The organism is Sphingopyxis sp., assembly GCF_051861155.1.
GTDB lineage: Bacteria > Pseudomonadota > Alphaproteobacteria > Sphingomonadales > Sphingomonadaceae > Sphingopyxis.
In genome coordinates this window covers 18908-36273 of record NZ_JBHYDE010000004.1, presented here as the reverse complement: position 1 = coordinate 36273, position 17366 = coordinate 18908, and the positions used below count along the sequence as shown (strand labels likewise).

The window sequence follows — 17366 nt, the reverse complement described above, 5'->3', positions numbered from 1 at the left end:
GATGCGGAACAATCCGCGCGCCGTGAACAAGGCAGGGCAAGATATGAGCGACACCATCCTCCACGGCTATTGGCGGTCCAGCGCCGCCTATCGCGTCCGCATCGCGCTCGCCTTCAAGGGCATCGCCTTTGCGCAGGTCACCCACGACCTGCGCGCCGGCGACCAGCACGACCCCGCCTATCGCGCGATCGCCCCGCACGGGCTGGTTCCGGCGCTCGAACATGACGGCCGCATCCTGATCGAAAGCCCGGCGATTCTCGAATGGATCGAGGCAAAATGGCCGCAGCCGCCGCTGCTCCCCGCCGCGCCCGATGCGGCGGCCAAGGTCCGCACGATCGCCGCGCTGATCGGATGCGACATCCATCCGCTCAACAATCTGCGCGTCCTGACGCGGCTCCGCAGCCAGTTCGACGCGACCAACGCGCAGGTGAAGGACTGGATCGCCGGCTGGATCGGCGAGGGTTTCGGCGCGCTCGAACAATTGATCGCGCGCGATGGCGGCGCCTTTGCCTATGGCGACACCCCCACCCTCGCCGACTGCTACCTGGTCCCGCAGGTCTATAATGCCGAGCGCTACAATATCGATCTTGCCGCCTATCCGCGCATCCGCGCCGCGGCCGACGCCGCCCGCGCCCTGCCCGCGTTCGCCGCCGCGCACCCCGATGTGCAGCCCGACTTCAGCTGACCGGAGGGGCAGGATGGACAAGCTCGACTGGAAAATCATCGCCGGACTGGAGGCCGACGGGCGTCAGTCGTTCGCCGAGCTTGGCGAAGCCGTCGGCCTGTCCAAATCGCCCTGCTGGTCGCGGGTGCGCAGCCTCGAACAGGCGGGGGTGATCGCGGGCTATGCCGCGCGCCTCAATCCGGTGGCGCTGGGGCTCGAGGTGCAGAGCTTTGTCGAGGTGCGGATCAACCTCGACGCGCACACCGAATTCGAGGCCGCGGTCACCGCGCATCCCGCGGTCGTCGAATGCCACACCACCGCGGGCGACAGCGACTATATGCTGAAAATCTTCGCGCGCTCGGTCGACCATCTCGACGAACTGCTACGCCACGACCTGTCGAAACTGCCCGGCGTCCACCGCCTGTCGACCGTCGTCTGCTTAAAGACGATCAAGCAGCAGGGGCAACTCGCCGAATGGGCGCTGACGACCGAGCAGCGCGGCCGCTAGTCCGGCGCCGCACAGCTCGGCGGCCGCGGCCGGAGCAGCGCACGTCCCGCCGCCGCTCCCGTCGCGCGATCCCCGTCGAGCGCCAGCGCGCCGTTGACGAACAATTGCCGCACCCCGACGCTCAGCTCGCGCGGGCGCATATAATCGGCGCGCGGCGCATAGGCCGCCGGATCGAACACGACGACGTCGGCGAAATAGCCCGCGCGCAGATAACCGCGCCGGTCGAGCTTGTAGATGTCGGCGGTGCGCCCGGTCGACTGGCGGATGAAGGTCGGCAGGTCGATGACCTGACGCTCGCGGACATAGCGCGCATATTTTTCGGGGAAGCTCGCGAACATCCGCGGATGGCCGTCTGATCCGTCGGACGATGTCACCATCCACGGCTGTTGCATCAACAGGTCGACGTCCGCCTGCGCCATGTTGAACGACGCGACCGCGGCGCCGCCCTTGCGCCCCTCGCCCGCCACGCTCTGCCGGATGATCCGCAGCGCCGCGTCGCGGCTGTCGAGCTTCCATTCGCCCGCCACCGCCGCCAGCGTCTTGCCGGTCCATGGAAAACCCTCGGCGATCAGCAGCAAAGCGTCCGCCCCGCCGCGCCGCCGCAGATTGTCCTGCATCTCGGCGCGGATCCGCGCCAGCGTGGCGGGATCGTCCAGCCGCTTGAGCAGCGCCGCGCCGCCGCCATCGACCGCCCAGCGCGGCAACAGCGACGCGTCGAGGCTCGATCCCGATGCCAGCCACGGATATTGGTCGGCGGTCACCTCGACGCCCGCGCGGCGCGCCGCATCGATCGCCGCGATCACCGCGCCCGCCTGGCCATGCACATCGACGCCCAGCGCTTTCAGATGCGCGAAATGCACCGGCATCCCCGCGCGGCGTCCGATCGCGATCGCTTCCTCCACCGACCCGAGCAGGCCGATGCTATAGCTCGATTCGTCGCGCTGGTGGGTGTCGTACAGCCCGCCGCGGATCGCCGCCTCGCGCGCCACCGCGACCACCTCGTCGGTGCTCGCAAAGCTTTGCGGCGCATAGAACAGCCCGGTCGACAGCCCCACCGCGCCGTCACACATCCCCTTGGCGACCAGCGCCTTCATCGCTTCGAGTTCCGCCGCGCTGGGCGCGCGCGCATCCTGCCCCAGCACCCGCTGGCGCACTGGGCCGAACCCGACGAACGGCACGATATTGGTGCCGATCCCCGACGCCGCCAGCTTGCCGCTGTCCGCCGCAACATCGGGGGTGCCGGCGCCGTCGACCCCGATCATCACCGTGCTCACCCCCTGGTGCAGCCACGCGGCGTTGACGCGCACCGCCGGGTCCGGCGAGCGGAGGAAGCTGTCGGCATGGGTGTGCGGGTCGATGAAGCCGGGCGCGACGATCATCCCCTTCGCATCGATGACCCGCCGCGCCGCGATGCGCCCGACGCGGCCGACCGCGACGATCCGGTCGCCGCGGATCGCGACATCGCCGACGAACGGCTTGCCGGTGCCGCCGTCGTGGATCGTCCCGCCGCGGATGATGACGTCGACCGCCGTATCCGCCCGCGCCATCGCGGCTGCGACGCTCAGCAGCGCCGCCGCCGCCGCCAGCGCACCGATGGTCCGGCGAACCGGGAACGAGACAGGCGATGGCATCGGCGTGATCCTTGTTTGCGACCCGTGGCGAGCAACGCGAGGCGCCCGCGCGTCGGTTTCCAGTGCCCAAGATGTCCCGAACCGGCGCCCCGCGTCCAGAGGGGGGAGTTGCAGCCCCTATAACCCAATGGCATAAGGCGGCAACGTGCGCCGTTCGCGGCCCGATACCGACAGCTTGGGACAGCGACGACATGAACCTGCGCCAGATCGAAATCTTTCACGCGGTGTTCCTGCACGGCACGGTCAGCGCCGCGGCGCGCTCGCTCAACGTGTCGCAGCCGTCGGTGACCAAGGTGCTGCGCCACGCCGAACGCTCGATCGGGCTGACCCTGTTCGAACGGTCGAAGGGACGGCTGATCCCGACGCAGGACGCGCACACGCTGTTCGCCGAGGTGTCCGACATTCAGGACCGGGTGCGCTCGCTGCGGCAGGCTTGCCAGAACCTGCGCCACGGTCGCGGCGGGTTGCTGCGCATTTCGGCGCTGCCTTCGCTGGGGCTGGGCGCGATCCCCGCCGCGGTGGCGCGGTTCCTGGGCGACCATGAGGACATCATGTTCGATCTGCAGACGCTCCACCACGACGAGATGGTGCGCAAGCTCTACGAACATGAAACCGACATCGCGATCAGTTTCGAAGTGCCGCTGTCGGCCCCCGTCGCGCATCAGGTGATCGGTGAGGGCGAGCTGGTCGTCATCTACCGCGAACAGGATATGCCCGCCGCGCCGCCGCGGCTGCATCTCGACGAGCTGCGCGGGCAAAAATTCATCAGCCCGGTGCAAAGCGGCCCGATCGGCCGGATGCTGTCGAGCGAGCTCAGCCGGCTGGAGGTCGAGCTCGACGAGGTCGTGTCGGCGCGCACCTATTATGTCGCCGCGGCGCTGGTCAGCGCCGGGGTCGGCATGGCGATCGTCGACAATTTCACCGCCCACGCCGCGCTGCCCCCCGGCCTCGCGAGCCGACCGTTGCAGCCCGCGATCACCTTCGACATCAACGCGGTCTATTTGCAGAACCGCCCGCTGTCGCGAACCGCCGCCGACTTCCTCACCGTGCTCGCCACCGTGATCGAAGGACTATAGCATCAGGCTATAGGATAGGAGGCGCTGGATATTGGGGCCGGGCGGCGGGTGAAGGTAAAGTCGGCGCCTTCATCGTCCCGCAGGTTGCCCCGAGCCATGATCGAAACGCCCTATCTTCTCTACCTCGGCCACTCGAGCGACCCGGCCGACATCAAGACCTCGCGCGGCCTCGCGGTGTTCCGGCCCGACATCTGCATCGGCGAATATCGCCACGATGATTGCCCGCTGACGCTCGATCTGCCGCGCATGGATTTCGCCGCGGCCCATACGGCGGGCGCGCGGACCCTGGTGCTGGGGATCGCCAATGCCGGGGGCAAGCTGGGCGAGGATCTGGTGCTCGACGCGCTGGCCGCGATGGAGGCCGGGCTCGACGTCGCGTCGGGGCTGCACCACCGCCTGAACGCCGAACCGCGGCTGATTGCCGCAGCGGTGCGGCTGGGGCGCAAGCTGCACGACGTGCGCGACCCGCGCCCCGACATCCCGATCGGCAACGGCAAACCGCGCGCGGGCAAACGGTTGCTGACCGTCGGCACCGATTGCTCGGTCGGCAAGATGTACACGACGCTGTGCCTTGCGAGCGCACTCGAAAAGCGCGGCGTCGCCGCCGATTTCCGCGCCACCGGCCAGACCGGCATCCTGATCGCGGGCGACGGCGTGCCGCTCGATGCGGTGGTCGCCGATTTCATTTCGGGCGCGATCGAACAGATTTCGCCGGCGCGCAGCGACGATGGCTGGGATCTGATCGAGGGACAGGGCTCGCTCTATCACCCCTCGTTCGCCGGGGTGTCGACGGGGCTGCTGCACGGCGCCCAGCCCGACGCGCTTATCCTCTGCCACGATCCGGTGCGCCCGCATATGCGCGGCCTGCCGCACTATCCGCTGCCCGGCATCGCCGAAACGCTGGAGGCCAATCTGCGCGTGGCGCAGCTGACCAATGCCGATGTGCGCGTCGTTGGCATCGCGCTCAACACCTCGGCGATGCCCGAGGATGACGCGCGCGCGCTGTGCGCCGCGACCGAGGCTGAATTCGGCCTGCCAACCAGCGACCCGTATCGCTTCGGGGTCGAGGCGATCCTCGACCGGCTGCTGGGCACCGATGTCCATTCGCCCGCAGTCGCCGCAACCGTCTGACCGACCGGCGATGCCCCGCACCCTGACCGTCTTTGCCGAGACGTTCGCGCTACATACGCCCTTTCGCATCTCGCGCGGAGTCAAGACGGCGGCCGAGGTGGTGACGGTGACCATCGGTCAGGACGGCCTGACCGGTCGCGGCGAGGGCGTCCCCTATCCGCGCTATGGCGAGAGCATCGCCAGCGCGATCGCCGCGATCGAGACGATGCGCGGCATGATCGAACAGGGGCTGAACCGGCACGAACTGCTTCAGCGCATGCCCGCTTCTGCCGCGCGCAACGCGATCGACTGCGCGCTGTGGGATCTCGAACTGCAACTGGCGGGCAGCGATCTGGCGACGGCGCTCGATCTCGACCGCCCGCTGCGCCCGATCGTCACCGCGATGACGATCAGCCTCGATACGCAGGGCAATATGGCGCGCGCCGCCGCCGCGCTCGCCGATGCGCCGCTGCTCAAGGTCAAAGTCGACCGCAGCGATCCCGCCACCTTGCTGACCGCGGTTCGCGCCGCGGCGCCCAAACCAAAGATGATCGTCGATCCCAACGAAAGCTGGACGATCGAAGAGGTGCGCGGCCTGCAAGGGCTGATGACCGATCTGCGCATCGATCTGCTCGAACAACCGCTGCCCGCCGATGCCGACGGCGACCTCGTCGGTTTCCGCTCGGCGATCCCGATCGCTGCCGATGAATCGGTGCACGTCGCCGCCGATCTAGATGCCTTGCCCGATGGCTATGGGGTCGTGAACATCAAACTCGACAAGACGGGCGGACTGACCGGAGCGCTCGAACTGGCGGCCGCGGCGCGGGCGCGCGGGCTGGGGGTAATGACGGGCTGCATGATCTGTTCGTCATTGTCGATCGCCCCGGCCTGGGCGATCGCGGCAAATAGCGCGTTCGCCGACCTTGACGGACCGCTCTGGCTTGCCGAGGATCGCGCCGACGGGGTCAGCGGGGCAAACGGCCTGCTGTCGCCGCCGCGGCCCGGCTTTTGGGGCGGGATTTGACACGATCGGGGCAACAGGGCCGATGACAGGATTTTTTCGCCGCTGGTTCGCGGTGCCGCTGTGGCAACGGGTCTTGGGTGCCATGGTGATCGGCGTCGCGCTGGGCCTTGCCTGGCCCGCGGCGGCATCGGCGCTTGCGATCATCGGCGAATTGTTCGTCCGCCTGATCCGGATGCTCGTCGTCCCCATCGTCTTCATCAGCATCGCGTCGGGGGTCACCGCGCTCGCCGACCCGCGCAAGCTGGGGTCGGTCGGGGCGCGCACGATCGGACTGTTCGCCTTCACCACCCTTTGCGCGGTGTCGATCGGCATCGCCGTCGGCCTGCTGATCCAGCCGGGCGCCGGCGCCGCGCTGGGCGGCGCCGTCCCGCACGCGCTGGGCGAGGCGAAATCGCTGCATGACCAGCTGGTCGGCATCGTCCCCGTCAACATCGTCCAGGCGCTGGTCGACGGCGACATGCTGGCGATCATCTTCTTTTCGATGCTGTTCGGCTTTGGCGTCATCCTGGCGGGCGAACAGGGGCGCCCGATGGCGGACCTGCTGCAATCGGCGGGGCAGGTGCTGTTCCACCTTGTGCGGATCGTGATGGAATTGACCCCCTTCGGCGTGCTCGCGCTGATCGCCAAAGCGGTCGCCGACAATGGCGTCGCGGTGTTCGCCAACATCGGCTGGCTGGCGGTCGCGGTCGTGGCGGGGGTGATCCTCCAGATCCTGCTCGTCCATCTGCCGCTCATTGCCTTTGCCGCGCGCCAGCCGGTGCTGCGCTTTTACCGCACAATCGTCGATGCGCTCGCGGTGGCTTTCTCGACCGCCTCGTCGGCCGCGACGCTGCCCGTCGCGCTGCGCATCGCGCTCGACGATCTGCGGATCGCCCCCGGGGTGGCCAAGACCGTGCTGCCGATCGGTGCGAGCATCGGCAAGGACGGCACCGCCATGTATGTCGGGCTACTCAGCATCTTTGCGCTCCAGGCAATCGGGGTTGAACCCGACATCGGGATGCTCGCAATCATCCTGCTCACCGCTGCGCTCGCCGCGTTCGGCACCGCGCCGATCCCGTCGGCGTCGCTGTTCATGCTCGCCGCGGTGCTGTCGTCGGTGGGCATCACCCCCGAACAGACGGCGCTCGTCGTCGGCTTCATCCTGCCCTTCGACCGCCTGCTCGACATGACGCGCACGGTGGCGAGCGCGAGTGCCAATCTGACCGTCACGACGGTCGTCGCACGCGGCGAGAAGGCGATCGAAGCAGAGGCTGGCAAATGACCGCAACGGCATTAAATGCCGAGGCTCCGGCGGCAGCGTTTGCGAGCGGTAGCGACGCCAGGTCGGCGCAGCGACGCGTCCGCGCCCTCTATCTGATGCTCGGCTTTTCCGCCGGCCTGCCCTTTTACATGTTCTCGACCGTGCTGGCAGTGCGGCTGACCGATCATGGCGTCGCGCTGGCGATCATCGGCTTCTTCGCCTGGGTCCAGTTGTTGCCGACCTTTAAATTCCTGTGGGCACCCCTGCTCGACCGCTATGCGGTGCCGGGCTTCACGCGCTTCTGGGGAAAAAGGCGCAGCTGGATCATGTTGTCGCAGCTCGGCATCGTGACCGCAATGGTGGCGATGGCGTTCACATCGGCCGACGACAGTCTGGCGCTGACCGCTTTATTTGCCGTGCTGCTGGCTTTCTGGACCACGACGCTGGAGGTCGCCGCCGACGCGTGGCGGGTCGAGCTGGGACCGACACCCGCGTTGCAGGGGCCGCTGGCGGCGGCGAACCTGTGGGGGTATCGCACCGCAATGGTCGCGGCGGGCAGCGGGGCGCTGTTGTTCGCGGATGTCGGCGGCAGCCTGGCGCCGACCCTGCATTCGCTGGGCATCGCGCCCGGCTGGACCGCCGCCTATCTGTTGATCGCGGTGGCCGCCTTTGTCCCCCTGCCGATCCTCGCGGCGCTCCCTCCCGAACGGCGCGGCGACCGCGGTCGCTCGGCCGCGCTGGCGGGCGGATTGATCACGAGCGCGGTGATCCTGCTCGCGCTTGCCGCTTTGGTCGCGGCGGTCGGCTGGTTCTTGCTCGGCGCAGCCGCAAATATCGGCATCAGCGCCAAGACGAATGTCACGCCCTGGGTGCTCGGCATTGCGATGCTGCCGTTCCTGGCGATGGCCGCAATGCTGCCGCGCATCCAGGGCGCCGCGCCCGATTCTCGGCTGCGCGCTTCGGCGGCGCTCGGCCCCTATGTCGATTTCTTCTGGCGCTACGGCGGTCTCGCCATCGCCTTGATGGCCTTTGTTTCCATCTATCGCATGGGCGACGTGCTCGCGCTCAACCTGTCGAAACCGATGATCCTCGGGATCGGCTATACCAAGACGGAGATCGGCTGGGCCGACGGCGTGGTGGCCCTGGCCGCCAGCATCGTCGGCGTGGGCTTGGGCGGATGGATGACGACCCGCTGGCGTTTCGGCATCACCTTGACGATCGGGGCGCTCTTTGCCGCGCTCGGCAATTTCGGCTTCGTCTGGCTTGCGCACCAGCCGCACGACCAGACCCTGCTCTATATCGCGACCGCCGCCGATCAGTTCGGCAATGGCATGGCCGGTGCCATCTTTGTCGTTTACCTGTCGATGCTGGTGAACCCGCGCTATCCGGGCGCGCAATATGCCTTTCTGTCGGGCTTCGCCTTCTTGTTGCCGCGCCTCTTGTCGGGGGCGGGGGGCACCGTGGTCGGGCAGCTCGACGCAGCGGGATATAATGGCTTCGATCTGTTCTTTTTGGCCTCGGGCGTGATCAGCCTGGCGGCGATATTGTTCTTGCCGCTGATCGCGCGGGCGAAGGCCCGGGCGGACGATCGGCCATGATCGACGCCGCCTTTCAGCCGGTGGCGGCAGCGGTCGAGGCCGGGCGGATTCCCGGCGCCGCGCTGGGGCTGGTCACCGCCGATGGCGACAGCGCGGTGCGTTTCGCCGGCATGGCCGCGCTTGTCCCCGAACGCGAAGAGCTGACCCGGACCCACTGGTTCGACCTCGCCTCGCTCAGCAAGGTGATCGCGACCACCCCGATGATCCTGAAACTGGCGCAGCAGGGCCGCCTCGACCTTGACCGGCCGCTGACCGACGCGATCCCGGATCTGCGCCAATATGACGTCGCGAACGCCGCCGAGCGCCGCCTGACCTTTCGCGACTGCCTGATGCACCGCACCTTCCTGCCCGCGGTCGAGCCGATCTATACCTATGGCGGCGACCCCGCACGGCTGCGCGCCTTTGTCCTCCAGCGCGAATGGCGTCACGGTCCGCCCGTCTATTCGGACATCAACTTCATCCTGCTCGGCATCGCGATCGAGCGCCTCACCGGGGCGCCGCTCTCGGACTGGCCGCTGGGCGAAGGCCTGAGCTTCGGCCCACCCCCCGGCCCGGCGGTCGCCACGGAATATTGCCATTGGCGCGGCCGCGTGATGCAGGGCGAGGTTCATGACGAAAACGCCTTCGCGCTCGGCGGCGCGCCGGGGCATGCGGGGTTGTTCGGCACCATCGACGGGGTTCTGGGCTTTGCCCGCGCGATGCTGGGCGGCGCGCTGCTATCGCCCGCGATGATGGCCGAGGTCCGCACCGCGGGCGAACGCCACCGCAGCTGCGGCTGGGAACGCGCCTTCGCCGGATGGCATGGCGGGGGCGCCTGTTCACCCGAGACCATTGGCCACACCGGCTTCACCGGCACCGGCCTCTGGATCGATTTCGAGCGCGGCCTGGGCTGGGCGCTCCTCACCAACCGGGTCCATCCGACCCGCCACGCCGACAGCGGCATCGCGGCGCTCCGCCCCGCCGTCGGCGAAGCACTGATCAAGGCGTGGGACGCACGGGAGATACTATGAAAACTATGCTCAAACCGCTTGCCCCTGCCCTCGCCCTCGCGCTGCTGCTCGCCCCGGCGCAGGCGCGCACCCCGGCCGATCCCGCACCCGCCCCGCTGTTGTCCACCGTCGAGCAGAAACTGGCCGAGAGTCCGGCGGGATCGCGCTTCGGCCTGCTCGTCACGACGCTCGAAGGCGAAATCCTGCTGTCGATCGCGCCCGACCAGCGCTTCATCCCCGCCTCGAACACCAAGATGTTCACCACCGCGATCGGCTATGCCCAGCTGCCCGCGCTTCAACAGGCGGCAAAAGGCACCGGCGTCCGGCTCGAAACAGGTGCCGACGGCACGATCGACGTCATACTCCACGGCCGCGGCGATCCGTTCCTGTCGAGCGCCGCCGATTGCAAGACCAATTGCCTGCAAACCCTCGCCGACGCCGTCGCCGCTAAAACCCGCACGGTTCGTAACATTATCGGCGACGACCGCTGGTTCCCCGACGAGCGCTGGAGCCCGGGGATGAGCTGGAACAATATCGTATCGCGCTATGGCACCGGCAATTCGGCGCTGACGCTGGACGACAATGAGCTGGTGGTGAAGCTGGCGCCGGGCGCCCTCGGGGCCGCGCCGACCATCCAGACGTCCGGCTATTACAGCATCGATAATCGCGTCACGACCGTCGCGGGCAAGGAAGAAGCGATCGAGGCCGATCGCATGCCGAACAGCCGCGTCCTGCGCCTGACCGGGACGGTCGGCGCCGAAGCCGCGCCGCTGACCTTGCGTTATGGCATCGATGATCCGGCGCATTATGCGGCGTGGCACCTCGCCGAACTGCTCCGCGCGCGCGGGGTGCGCGTCGACGGCGCGGTCGAGGTCCGCCACCGGCCGCTGACCGCCACCGACGATCCAAAGGTCCGCAAGGGCGCGCCGGTCAGCCCGCCCGCCGAACCCGCGATGCTCGCCGAACTGCCCGCGCCGCCGCTCGCCGAAAATATGGTGCGGATCAACAAGGAGAGCCAGAATCTGCACAGCGAACTGATGCTGCGCCGCGTCGCGCGCCAATCTGGCAGCGGCTCGATTGCCGATGGGCAGGCGGCGGTTCGCCAGCTGATGACGCAGGCGGGCGTGGCCGAAACCAGCTACGACTTTTCGGACGGCTCGGGCATGTCGAGCTACAACCGTATCTCGCCGCGCGCCGCGGTCGGCCTGCTCAGCTGGATCGCGCGCCAGCCGTGGAGCATGGCGTGGCGCGGCACGCTGCCGATCGCCGGGCGCGACGGCACCTTGCAGAACCGCTTCAAGGGGACGATCCTCGAGGGCAAATTATTCGCCAAGACCGGCTCGCTCAACGCCTCGCGCGCGCTGTCGGGGTACCTCACGACGCGCAGCGGCCGGACGCTGATCTTTTCGGTGCTGGCCAACGACATGCCCGACGGCACCGACAGCCAGGCGACCGCCGCGGTCGACCGCACGCTCGTTGCGATTGCCGAGGGGCTTTAGAGAGTTAGCGCCACCCCCAAAAGCCGTTTGTGCTGAGCTTGTCGAAGCACCGTTCTTTTTCTTCGAGGTCGAAAGCAAGAACAGCCCTTCGACAAGCTCAGGGCAAACGGTTGAGGGGAGACGCCATCAATCCTTCGCAGGCGCCAGCACCAACCGCCTCGCCGCATGCCGGTCCACCGCCGCCTTGCTGAACCAGAGCGGCTGCATCGCCCCCGCCAGCCACTTCGGATAAAAATCGCGATAATGCGGGGAGCGCGGATCGGCCGACTGGCCGGGTAGCAGCAGGAAGCGGCTGTTGTCCCACGCGCCGACGTCGGCGACGAACAAATAGCTCGCGCCGTGCGACACGTTGAAACCGCGCCGCGCATTGAACCCGCGCGCCATCGGCGTCGTCCCGTCGCCCCCCGACCGACCGCCCTCGATCCTGGGAAAGGCCGCGGCAATCGCCGGGATCGACGACGCCAACGGATGCGCGATGGCCACCCGGTGCAGGTCGCCCCACTGCCATTTTGCCGGATCGGCGCCGCCCAGTTCGGCCGCCTTCGTCCACCCCGCCACCAGCGCGCGGTCGATCATCGCATCGCGCGCCGCGGCAGGGTCATCGCCCAGCCGCTTGTCGGGCGCGCCCAAGATGCGCAGCATTTCCGACAGGTTGACCGTCGGGATCAGATCTTTCGCCGCCGCCGGGACCACACGGTCGCGGAAGTCTGCCGACAACGCCACCATCACCATCTCGAACAACAGCGCCGCGGCGCTATCCGCCTCGATCCCGCAATCCCAGCGCCGCAGCAAGGCGGCGGCGGGCGCGGCTTCGGCCGAAAGCGTCGCCGGCAGCAGTTTCAACAGCGCGCGCGCGGGCAGTGACTGGACGTCGTGCTGCAACGCGATGCTGTCGGCGATCCGGTGCTTCGGCTGGCTGTGCAGCACTTCGGCGCAGCGGTCGTAGCGATAGGGGTCGCTCCAGGTAAAGCTGATGATCCGCTCGCGATAGGGATAGCCCGCGGGCAGGTTCATCTGGTTCGCCGACGCGAACCAGCCTTCGGGCGGGTTATAGACGTGCGGCATATCCTCGACCGGCAGCAGCCCGGTCCAGTCGAAATCGCCATCGCCGGGCGCGGGCAACAGCCCGTCATGCTTCGGCCGCCGCGGGGTAAAACCGATCGTCTGCCACCCGGTATTGCCGTCTATATCGGCATAATGGAGGTTGGTCGGCGACACGTGCAGCTTGAAGGCCTGGCGAAGCGATGCCCAGTCGGTCGCCAGATTGATCGCGATGATCGCAAAACGCATATTGGCACCCGGCAGCATGCTGACGGTGGCAAAGGCGACCGCGCGCTGGCGCGCCGCGTCCTGCGACACGATCGGGCGGCCCGCGGCATAGCGCAAGGTCACGCGCTCGGACGACGCGCCCTTGACGATTATCTCGTCCTCGAACGTCTCGAATGCCTTCCACGCACCCTTGTGCCAATATCGTTCGGGGTCGTCCTCCTTCGTGCGCAGGATGAACAGGTCGGTCTGGTCGATATGGAAATTGGTGCGCCCGAACGCAAAGCGGTCGGTGTGCCCCTGCATGATCCCGGGCAGCCCCGGCGACCCCGCACCGATGACGTCGAGCCCCGGCGCGGTCATGTGAACCATATGCCGCGGGCTGGCGCCGCCGATGCCCAGATGCGGATCGTTGGCCAATATCGGCCGCCCGGTCGCGCTGCGCGACGGCGAAATCGTCCACGCATTGCTGCCCAGCGCAAAGCGATCGGCGCCGCGCAGCTCGCGGTCGAGCGACGCCTCCTGAATCGCGTCGAACGGGACCGGCCGCGCGGCGGGGTCCAGCACGCCCAGGTCGGCCTCGCTGACCGCCGCGACGTCGAGTCCGTCGGGCATGGTGAACGACCAGGCGGGGCGCAGCGGCGCCATCAGCTGCTCGGCGTCGAGCAGGCCGCGCGCCTGCAACTGCGCGCGCCGCACCTCGTCGTCGGCATCGCCCAGCCCGATGCCGCGGCCGCGCACCAGATCGCGCACGTCCCAGCGCAGCGGGCTGATCCCCAATATGCCATATTCCAGCGGCAGCGCCGTGGGATCGGCCGCCAGTTCGTCGATCCGCGCGTTGACCCCGGCGACATAGCCGCGCGCGCAATCGAGCACGTCGGGGGGTAGCGCCGCCAGCTCGGCCTCGACATCGCCGCGATACAGGAACAGCCGCGCCGCGCGGTCGGCGGCGACAAAGCGCGGGCCAAAGGCCTCGGCCATCCGTCCCATCTCGCGGCGACGTTCCATGTCCATCTGGAACAATCGGTCGCGCGCGACCAGATAGCCCTGCCCGAAAAACGCATCGTGCCGCGATGCGGCGCGGACGTGCGGCACGCCCAGTTCGTCCTCGAGGATCTCGATCGGCGCCCGCGCCCCGGCCAGATTGACGGTGCGCGTGCCACCCTTGACCCGAGGTTTCGCCAAAAGGCTTCCCGGCATCGCGACAAGCGCGGCCGAAGCCAGCAGAAACGCACGGCGCTGGATCAACAGGGCCTCCCGAAAAAGCAAAACAGGGTGACGAGCCGCGACCCTATCGCAGCGGGACGGTGCGACCCCATAGCAAGCGGGCCGCCGCCTATAACTGCAAGCTATCCGCATCGCCGTCCGTCCGCGGGATGCCCATGCCTTGCGGCTATAGGTCCATATCGTCAGGGTGATCGCGAAGCAGTTGACCGACCGTAACCACCCTGTAACCTCGCCGTCACGCAACCGGCTGTCCGCCCGCCTCGAACGCGGCGACCGCCGGATCGGCGCGAGGGATATTCAAAAAAGATAACAAGGCGGCGCCGCGAGCCCGCCAAGCGGTCAGGCGGGACACAGGGGGGCGAGCCAGCCCGGGGCATCGGCACCGGGACTCCATCGAATGATGAGCGGCTTGGCCCTTGGGCAAAATAAGGGGACGGTTAACATGCGTGATCTTGGACGAATTCGCCGGTCGCTGGTCGGCAAACGCAACTTCGGTGCGGCGATGACCGCGCTTGCTCTTGTGCACAGCGCCCCGGCGCTGGCGCAGGAGACGGCGGCGCCCGCCGACACCGTCGAGGCCGCCGAAGCCGACCAGATCATCGTCACCGGCTCGCGCGTCGCACGCGACGGGTTCCAGGCGCCGACCCCGCTGACCGTGCTGAGCGAAACCGAGATCGCGAACAGCTCGCCGACCAACAACATCGCCGATTTCGTCAACACGCTGCCGTCGCTGGCCGGGTCGACCCGCCCGTCGAACTCGCGCCTCAACATCTCCAGCGGACAGGCCGGGATTAACGCGCTCAACCTCAGAAACCTGGGCGCCGAACGCACGCTCATCCTGGTCAATGGCCGCCGCTCGGTGGGTTCGACGATCACCGGCCTCGTCGACATCAACACCATCCCGCAGGCGCTGATCTCGAGCGTCGAGGTCGTGACCGGCGGCGCCTCCGCAGCCTATGGTTCGGACGCGGTCGCGGGCGTCGTCAATTTCGCGCTCAACAATAAATTTGAGGGGCTGAAGATCGAGGGCGATAGCGGCATCACCCAGGAAGGCGACGGCTTCAACTATTCGTTCAGCGCCGCGGGCGGCATGTCGTTTGCGGGCGGGCGCGGTCATGTCCTGCTCAGCGGCGAGATCGCGCACAACGACGGCATCCTGCAGGTCGATCGCGACTGGAACGCGATCGGTTTCCTGCGCTTCGAAAATCCGGCCTATCTTGCCAACGCCAACTCGGGCGCCCCACAGTTTATTTTCGTGCGCGGCGCGGGGCCGACCAACTCGACCCCCGGCAGCATCATCACCAACTCCGAGGGCGGCGCGGCCAACCGGCTGCGCGGCATCTATTTCGGCAACGGCGGGTCGATCAACCAGTTCGTCTGGGGCGATCTGACCTTCCCCTCGCAGACCGGTGCCGCGGTACCGCTGCGCACCCGCGGCGGCGACTGGCGCGTCAATGATTCGGGCCGCAACATCGGTCTCGATCCGCGCGACGACCGCTACGGCGTGTTCGGCCGCCTCAGCTACGAGGTCAGCGACGGCGTCGAACTGTTCGCCGAGGCCGCGTACAACAGGCAGGAAGTGCTGTTCAACGCGGGTCCGAACCTCCAGACCGGTATCCGCCTCAACGCGACCGGCTGTACCCAGACCCCGGTGCCGATCACCTGCAACGCCTTCCTGCTCAACACGATGGGCGCGGCGGCGCTTCAGGGCATCACCAGCGTCACCATCGCGACGACGTCGGCCGACCTGCCGTTCCGCGGCATCAACAACAAGCGCGAGGTGCAGCGGTATCTGATCGGCGCCGAAGGCGATTTCGATGCTTTTGGCAAGTCGGCGCGCTGGGACATCTATGGCCAGTACGGCCGCGCCGACCTGCGCGAACAACTGCGCGACATTCAGAATATTGCGCGGATCAACGCCGCGCGCGACGCGGCCTTCGCCCCGGCCGGCAGCGGCTTTCCGACGGGATCGATCCAGTGCCTGATCAACGTCGACGCCAATCCGAACAACAATGACGCGGCGTGCGTGCCGCTCAACCGCCTCGGCCTCGGCGTCGCCAACCCGGCGGCGATCGATTATGTGCTCGGCGATCCGTATCGCAAACAGCGTCTTGAACAGATCATGGTCGGCGCGAACGTCTCGCTGACCCCGTTTGCGACCTGGGCAGGCGACGTCAGCGTCGCGATCGGCGCCGAATATCGCAAGGAAAAGATCAGCGGCTTCGTCCCCGACGAATTCCAGCCGGTGCCGACCCGCGACGCGGCGGGCAACGTCATCGGCGCCACCAACCGCTGGTCGGTGGGCAATTACCTGCCCAGCTTTGGTTCCTACAACGTCAAGGAAGCCTATTTCGAAACTGTCGTCCCGCTCGGCTTCGGGCTGGAATTCAACGGTGCGGTGCGCGCGACCGATTATTCGACCGCGGGCTATGTCACGACCTGGAAAGCGGGCGCGACCTGGCAGCCGATCGACGATATTCGCCTGCGCGTCACGCGCTCGCGCGACATCCGCGCGCCCAACCTGAACGATCTGTTCCAGGCGGGCACCGCGAACAGCGATTCGGTCAGCAACCCCGGTTTCATCACCGGCACCAGCCCGTCCTTCGTCCCCGCCGGCCAGCCCCCGCAGGCGGGCTACAGCTATTCGGGTTTCGCGACGGGCAATACCGACCTGGCACCCGAAAAATCCGACCAATGGAATGTCGGCGCGGTCTTCACGCCGACATTCCTGCCGGGGTTCAACCTGGCGGTCGACTATTTCGACATCAAGCTGAAAAGCGGGATCAGCGCGTTCAGCGCGCAACAGATCGTCAATCTGTGCTTCCTGGGCGAACAGGCGTTCTGTAACGCGATCAGCGTCGATCCGGCGCGCACCCAGAACCCGGCGCAGCCGTATCTGGTCATCCTGACGCGGCCGTTCAACGCGGCGAGCCAGGAAGTCCGCGGCCTCGACATCGACGCCTCCTATCGCATCCCGCTCGGCGGCAGCAGCGGCGCCTTCACGCTCCGCGGCCTCGCCACGCGCTATCTGGAAAACCGCTTCGACAGCGGTGTTCCCGGCACGGTGGTGCTCAACACGGTGGGCGTGAACGGCGGCCAGTTCAGCACGCCGAAGTGGATCTACCGCGTCAGCGCCGCTTATGATCATGATGATTTCAGCATCACCGCGGTCGGCCGCGGCGTCAGCGCGGGCAAATATGTCGCCAACGGCATCGAATGCCAGACCACCTGCCCCGTCTCGACGGTCAACGCGCCGACCTATGAAAGAAACCGCGTCAAGGGCGCCTTCTACGTCGACCTCAACCTGACGCAAAAATTCTCCGCCCGCAGCAACGCGGACGGCGAGTTCTTCATCAACGTGACGAACCTGCTCAACGGCAATCCGATCCTGCTGCCCGAAACCGGCCTTGCCGCGAACAGCACCTATTCGGACCTGCTGGGCCGCAGCTTCCGCGTCGGCGTGCGCTTCAAGACGCGCTGAGGCCGGGCAAGCGGACCTGCCGGGTGGAGGGGACGGAGGGGGCCGTCCCCTCC

The 17366-nt window shown here is 67.7% G+C and carries 12 protein-coding genes; 10 read left to right on the top strand and 2 right to left on the bottom strand.

The window, feature by feature from the left end; translation table 11 throughout:
* Nucleotides 1-43: 43 nt before the first annotated feature.
* Together maiA and ACTIFP_RS08375 are read left to right on the top strand one after the other, a co-directional pair.
* Nucleotides 44-685 carry a maleylacetoacetate isomerase gene (gene maiA / locus ACTIFP_RS08380; RefSeq protein ID WP_439568258.1) on the top strand — a complete coding sequence of 214 codons (642 nt, stop codon included), beginning with the start codon at nt 44-46 and terminating at the stop codon, nt 683-685.
* 13 nt (nt 686-698) lie between these two features.
* Nucleotides 699-1172 (top strand): Lrp/AsnC family transcriptional regulator, encoded by a 474-nt coding sequence (locus tag ACTIFP_RS08375; RefSeq protein WP_439568257.1) that lies wholly within the window; start codon nt 699-701, stop codon nt 1170-1172.
* Here the strand turns inward: ACTIFP_RS08375 and ACTIFP_RS08370 are convergent.
* A complete protein-coding gene (locus ACTIFP_RS08370; protein ID WP_439568256.1) occupies nt 1169-2803 on the bottom strand; it encodes an N-acyl-D-amino-acid deacylase family protein in 1635 nt (544 codons plus the stop codon). The two genes, ACTIFP_RS08375 and ACTIFP_RS08370, sit on opposite strands and share 4 nt — an antisense overlap.
* Before the next feature lie 191 nt (nt 2804-2994).
* On the opposite strand from ACTIFP_RS08370, the gene ACTIFP_RS08365 reads away from it, so the two are divergent.
* The 7 genes from ACTIFP_RS08365 to dacB all read left to right on the top strand — a co-directional run bounded on the left by ACTIFP_RS08365 (nt 2995) and on the right by dacB (nt 11339).
* Nucleotides 2995-3879 (top strand): LysR family transcriptional regulator, encoded by an 885-nt coding sequence (locus ACTIFP_RS08365; RefSeq protein ID WP_439568255.1) that lies wholly within the window; start codon nt 2995-2997, stop codon nt 3877-3879.
* 96 nt (nt 3880-3975) lie between these two features.
* On the top strand, nt 3976-5010 hold the full coding sequence (dgcN, locus tag ACTIFP_RS08360) for an N-acetyltransferase DgcN (protein WP_439568254.1): 1035 nt from the start codon (nt 3976-3978) through the stop codon (nt 5008-5010).
* Nucleotides 5011-5020: 10 nt separating this feature from the next.
* The gene (gene dgcA, locus ACTIFP_RS08355) at nt 5021-6013 is read left to right on the top strand and encodes an N-acetyl-D-Glu racemase DgcA (protein ID WP_439568253.1); all 993 of its coding nucleotides are present in this window, start codon (nt 5021-5023) and stop codon (nt 6011-6013) included.
* 22 nt (nt 6014-6035) lie between these two features.
* On the top strand, nt 6036-7274 hold the full coding sequence (locus ACTIFP_RS08350; RefSeq protein WP_439568252.1) for a dicarboxylate/amino acid:cation symporter: 1239 nt from the start codon (nt 6036-6038) through the stop codon (nt 7272-7274).
* A complete protein-coding gene (locus ACTIFP_RS08345; protein WP_439568251.1) occupies nt 7271-8851 on the top strand; it encodes a permease in 1581 nt (526 codons plus the stop codon). The genes ACTIFP_RS08350 and ACTIFP_RS08345 overlap by 4 nt, the downstream gene beginning before the upstream one ends.
* Nucleotides 8848-9861, top strand: coding sequence for a serine hydrolase domain-containing protein (locus ACTIFP_RS08340; RefSeq protein ID WP_439568250.1), 1014 nt, complete (start codon nt 8848-8850; stop codon nt 9859-9861). The genes ACTIFP_RS08345 and ACTIFP_RS08340 overlap by 4 nt, the downstream gene beginning before the upstream one ends.
* A complete protein-coding gene (dacB, locus tag ACTIFP_RS08335; protein ID WP_439568249.1) occupies nt 9858-11339 on the top strand; it encodes a D-alanyl-D-alanine carboxypeptidase/D-alanyl-D-alanine endopeptidase in 1482 nt (493 codons plus the stop codon). The genes ACTIFP_RS08340 and dacB overlap by 4 nt, the downstream gene beginning before the upstream one ends.
* Before the next feature lie 126 nt (nt 11340-11465).
* Here the strand turns inward: dacB and ACTIFP_RS08330 are convergent, their stop codons facing one another.
* Entirely contained in the window at nt 11466-13790 is a 2325-nt protein-coding gene (locus ACTIFP_RS08330) for a penicillin acylase family protein (RefSeq protein ID WP_439568248.1), read from the bottom strand.
* A gap of 484 nt (nt 13791-14274) precedes the next feature.
* On the opposite strand from ACTIFP_RS08330, the gene ACTIFP_RS08325 reads away from it, so the two are divergent.
* Complete coding sequence (locus ACTIFP_RS08325; protein WP_439568247.1) at nt 14275-17313, top strand: TonB-dependent receptor plug domain-containing protein; 3039 nt, start codon at nt 14275-14277, stop codon at nt 17311-17313.
* The last annotated feature ends 53 nt before the right edge of the window (nt 17314-17366 follow it).

What these genes read in the sequence shown, in the direction of transcription:
- maiA (WP_439568258.1), top strand. Translation starts at nt 44, where the DNA reads ATGAGCGACACCATCCTCCACGGCTATTGGCGGTCCAGCGCCGCCTAT.
- ACTIFP_RS08375 (WP_439568257.1), top strand. Translation starts at nt 699, where the DNA reads ATGGACAAGCTCGACTGGAAAATCATCGCCGGACTGGAGGCCGACGGG.
- ACTIFP_RS08370 (WP_439568256.1), bottom strand. Translation starts at nt 2,803, where the DNA reads ATGCCATCGCCTGTCTCGTTCCCGGTTCGCCGGACCATCGGTGCGCTG.
- ACTIFP_RS08365 (WP_439568255.1), top strand. Translation starts at nt 2,995, where the DNA reads ATGAACCTGCGCCAGATCGAAATCTTTCACGCGGTGTTCCTGCACGGC.
- dgcN (WP_439568254.1), top strand. Translation starts at nt 3,976, where the DNA reads ATGATCGAAACGCCCTATCTTCTCTACCTCGGCCACTCGAGCGACCCG.
- dgcA (WP_439568253.1), top strand. Translation starts at nt 5,021, where the DNA reads ATGCCCCGCACCCTGACCGTCTTTGCCGAGACGTTCGCGCTACATACG.
- ACTIFP_RS08350 (WP_439568252.1), top strand. Translation starts at nt 6,036, where the DNA reads ATGACAGGATTTTTTCGCCGCTGGTTCGCGGTGCCGCTGTGGCAACGG.
- ACTIFP_RS08345 (WP_439568251.1), top strand. Translation starts at nt 7,271, where the DNA reads ATGACCGCAACGGCATTAAATGCCGAGGCTCCGGCGGCAGCGTTTGCG.
- ACTIFP_RS08340 (WP_439568250.1), top strand. Translation starts at nt 8,848, where the DNA reads ATGATCGACGCCGCCTTTCAGCCGGTGGCGGCAGCGGTCGAGGCCGGG.
- dacB (WP_439568249.1), top strand. Translation starts at nt 9,858, where the DNA reads ATGAAAACTATGCTCAAACCGCTTGCCCCTGCCCTCGCCCTCGCGCTG.
- ACTIFP_RS08325 (WP_439568247.1), top strand. Translation starts at nt 14,275, where the DNA reads ATGCGTGATCTTGGACGAATTCGCCGGTCGCTGGTCGGCAAACGCAAC.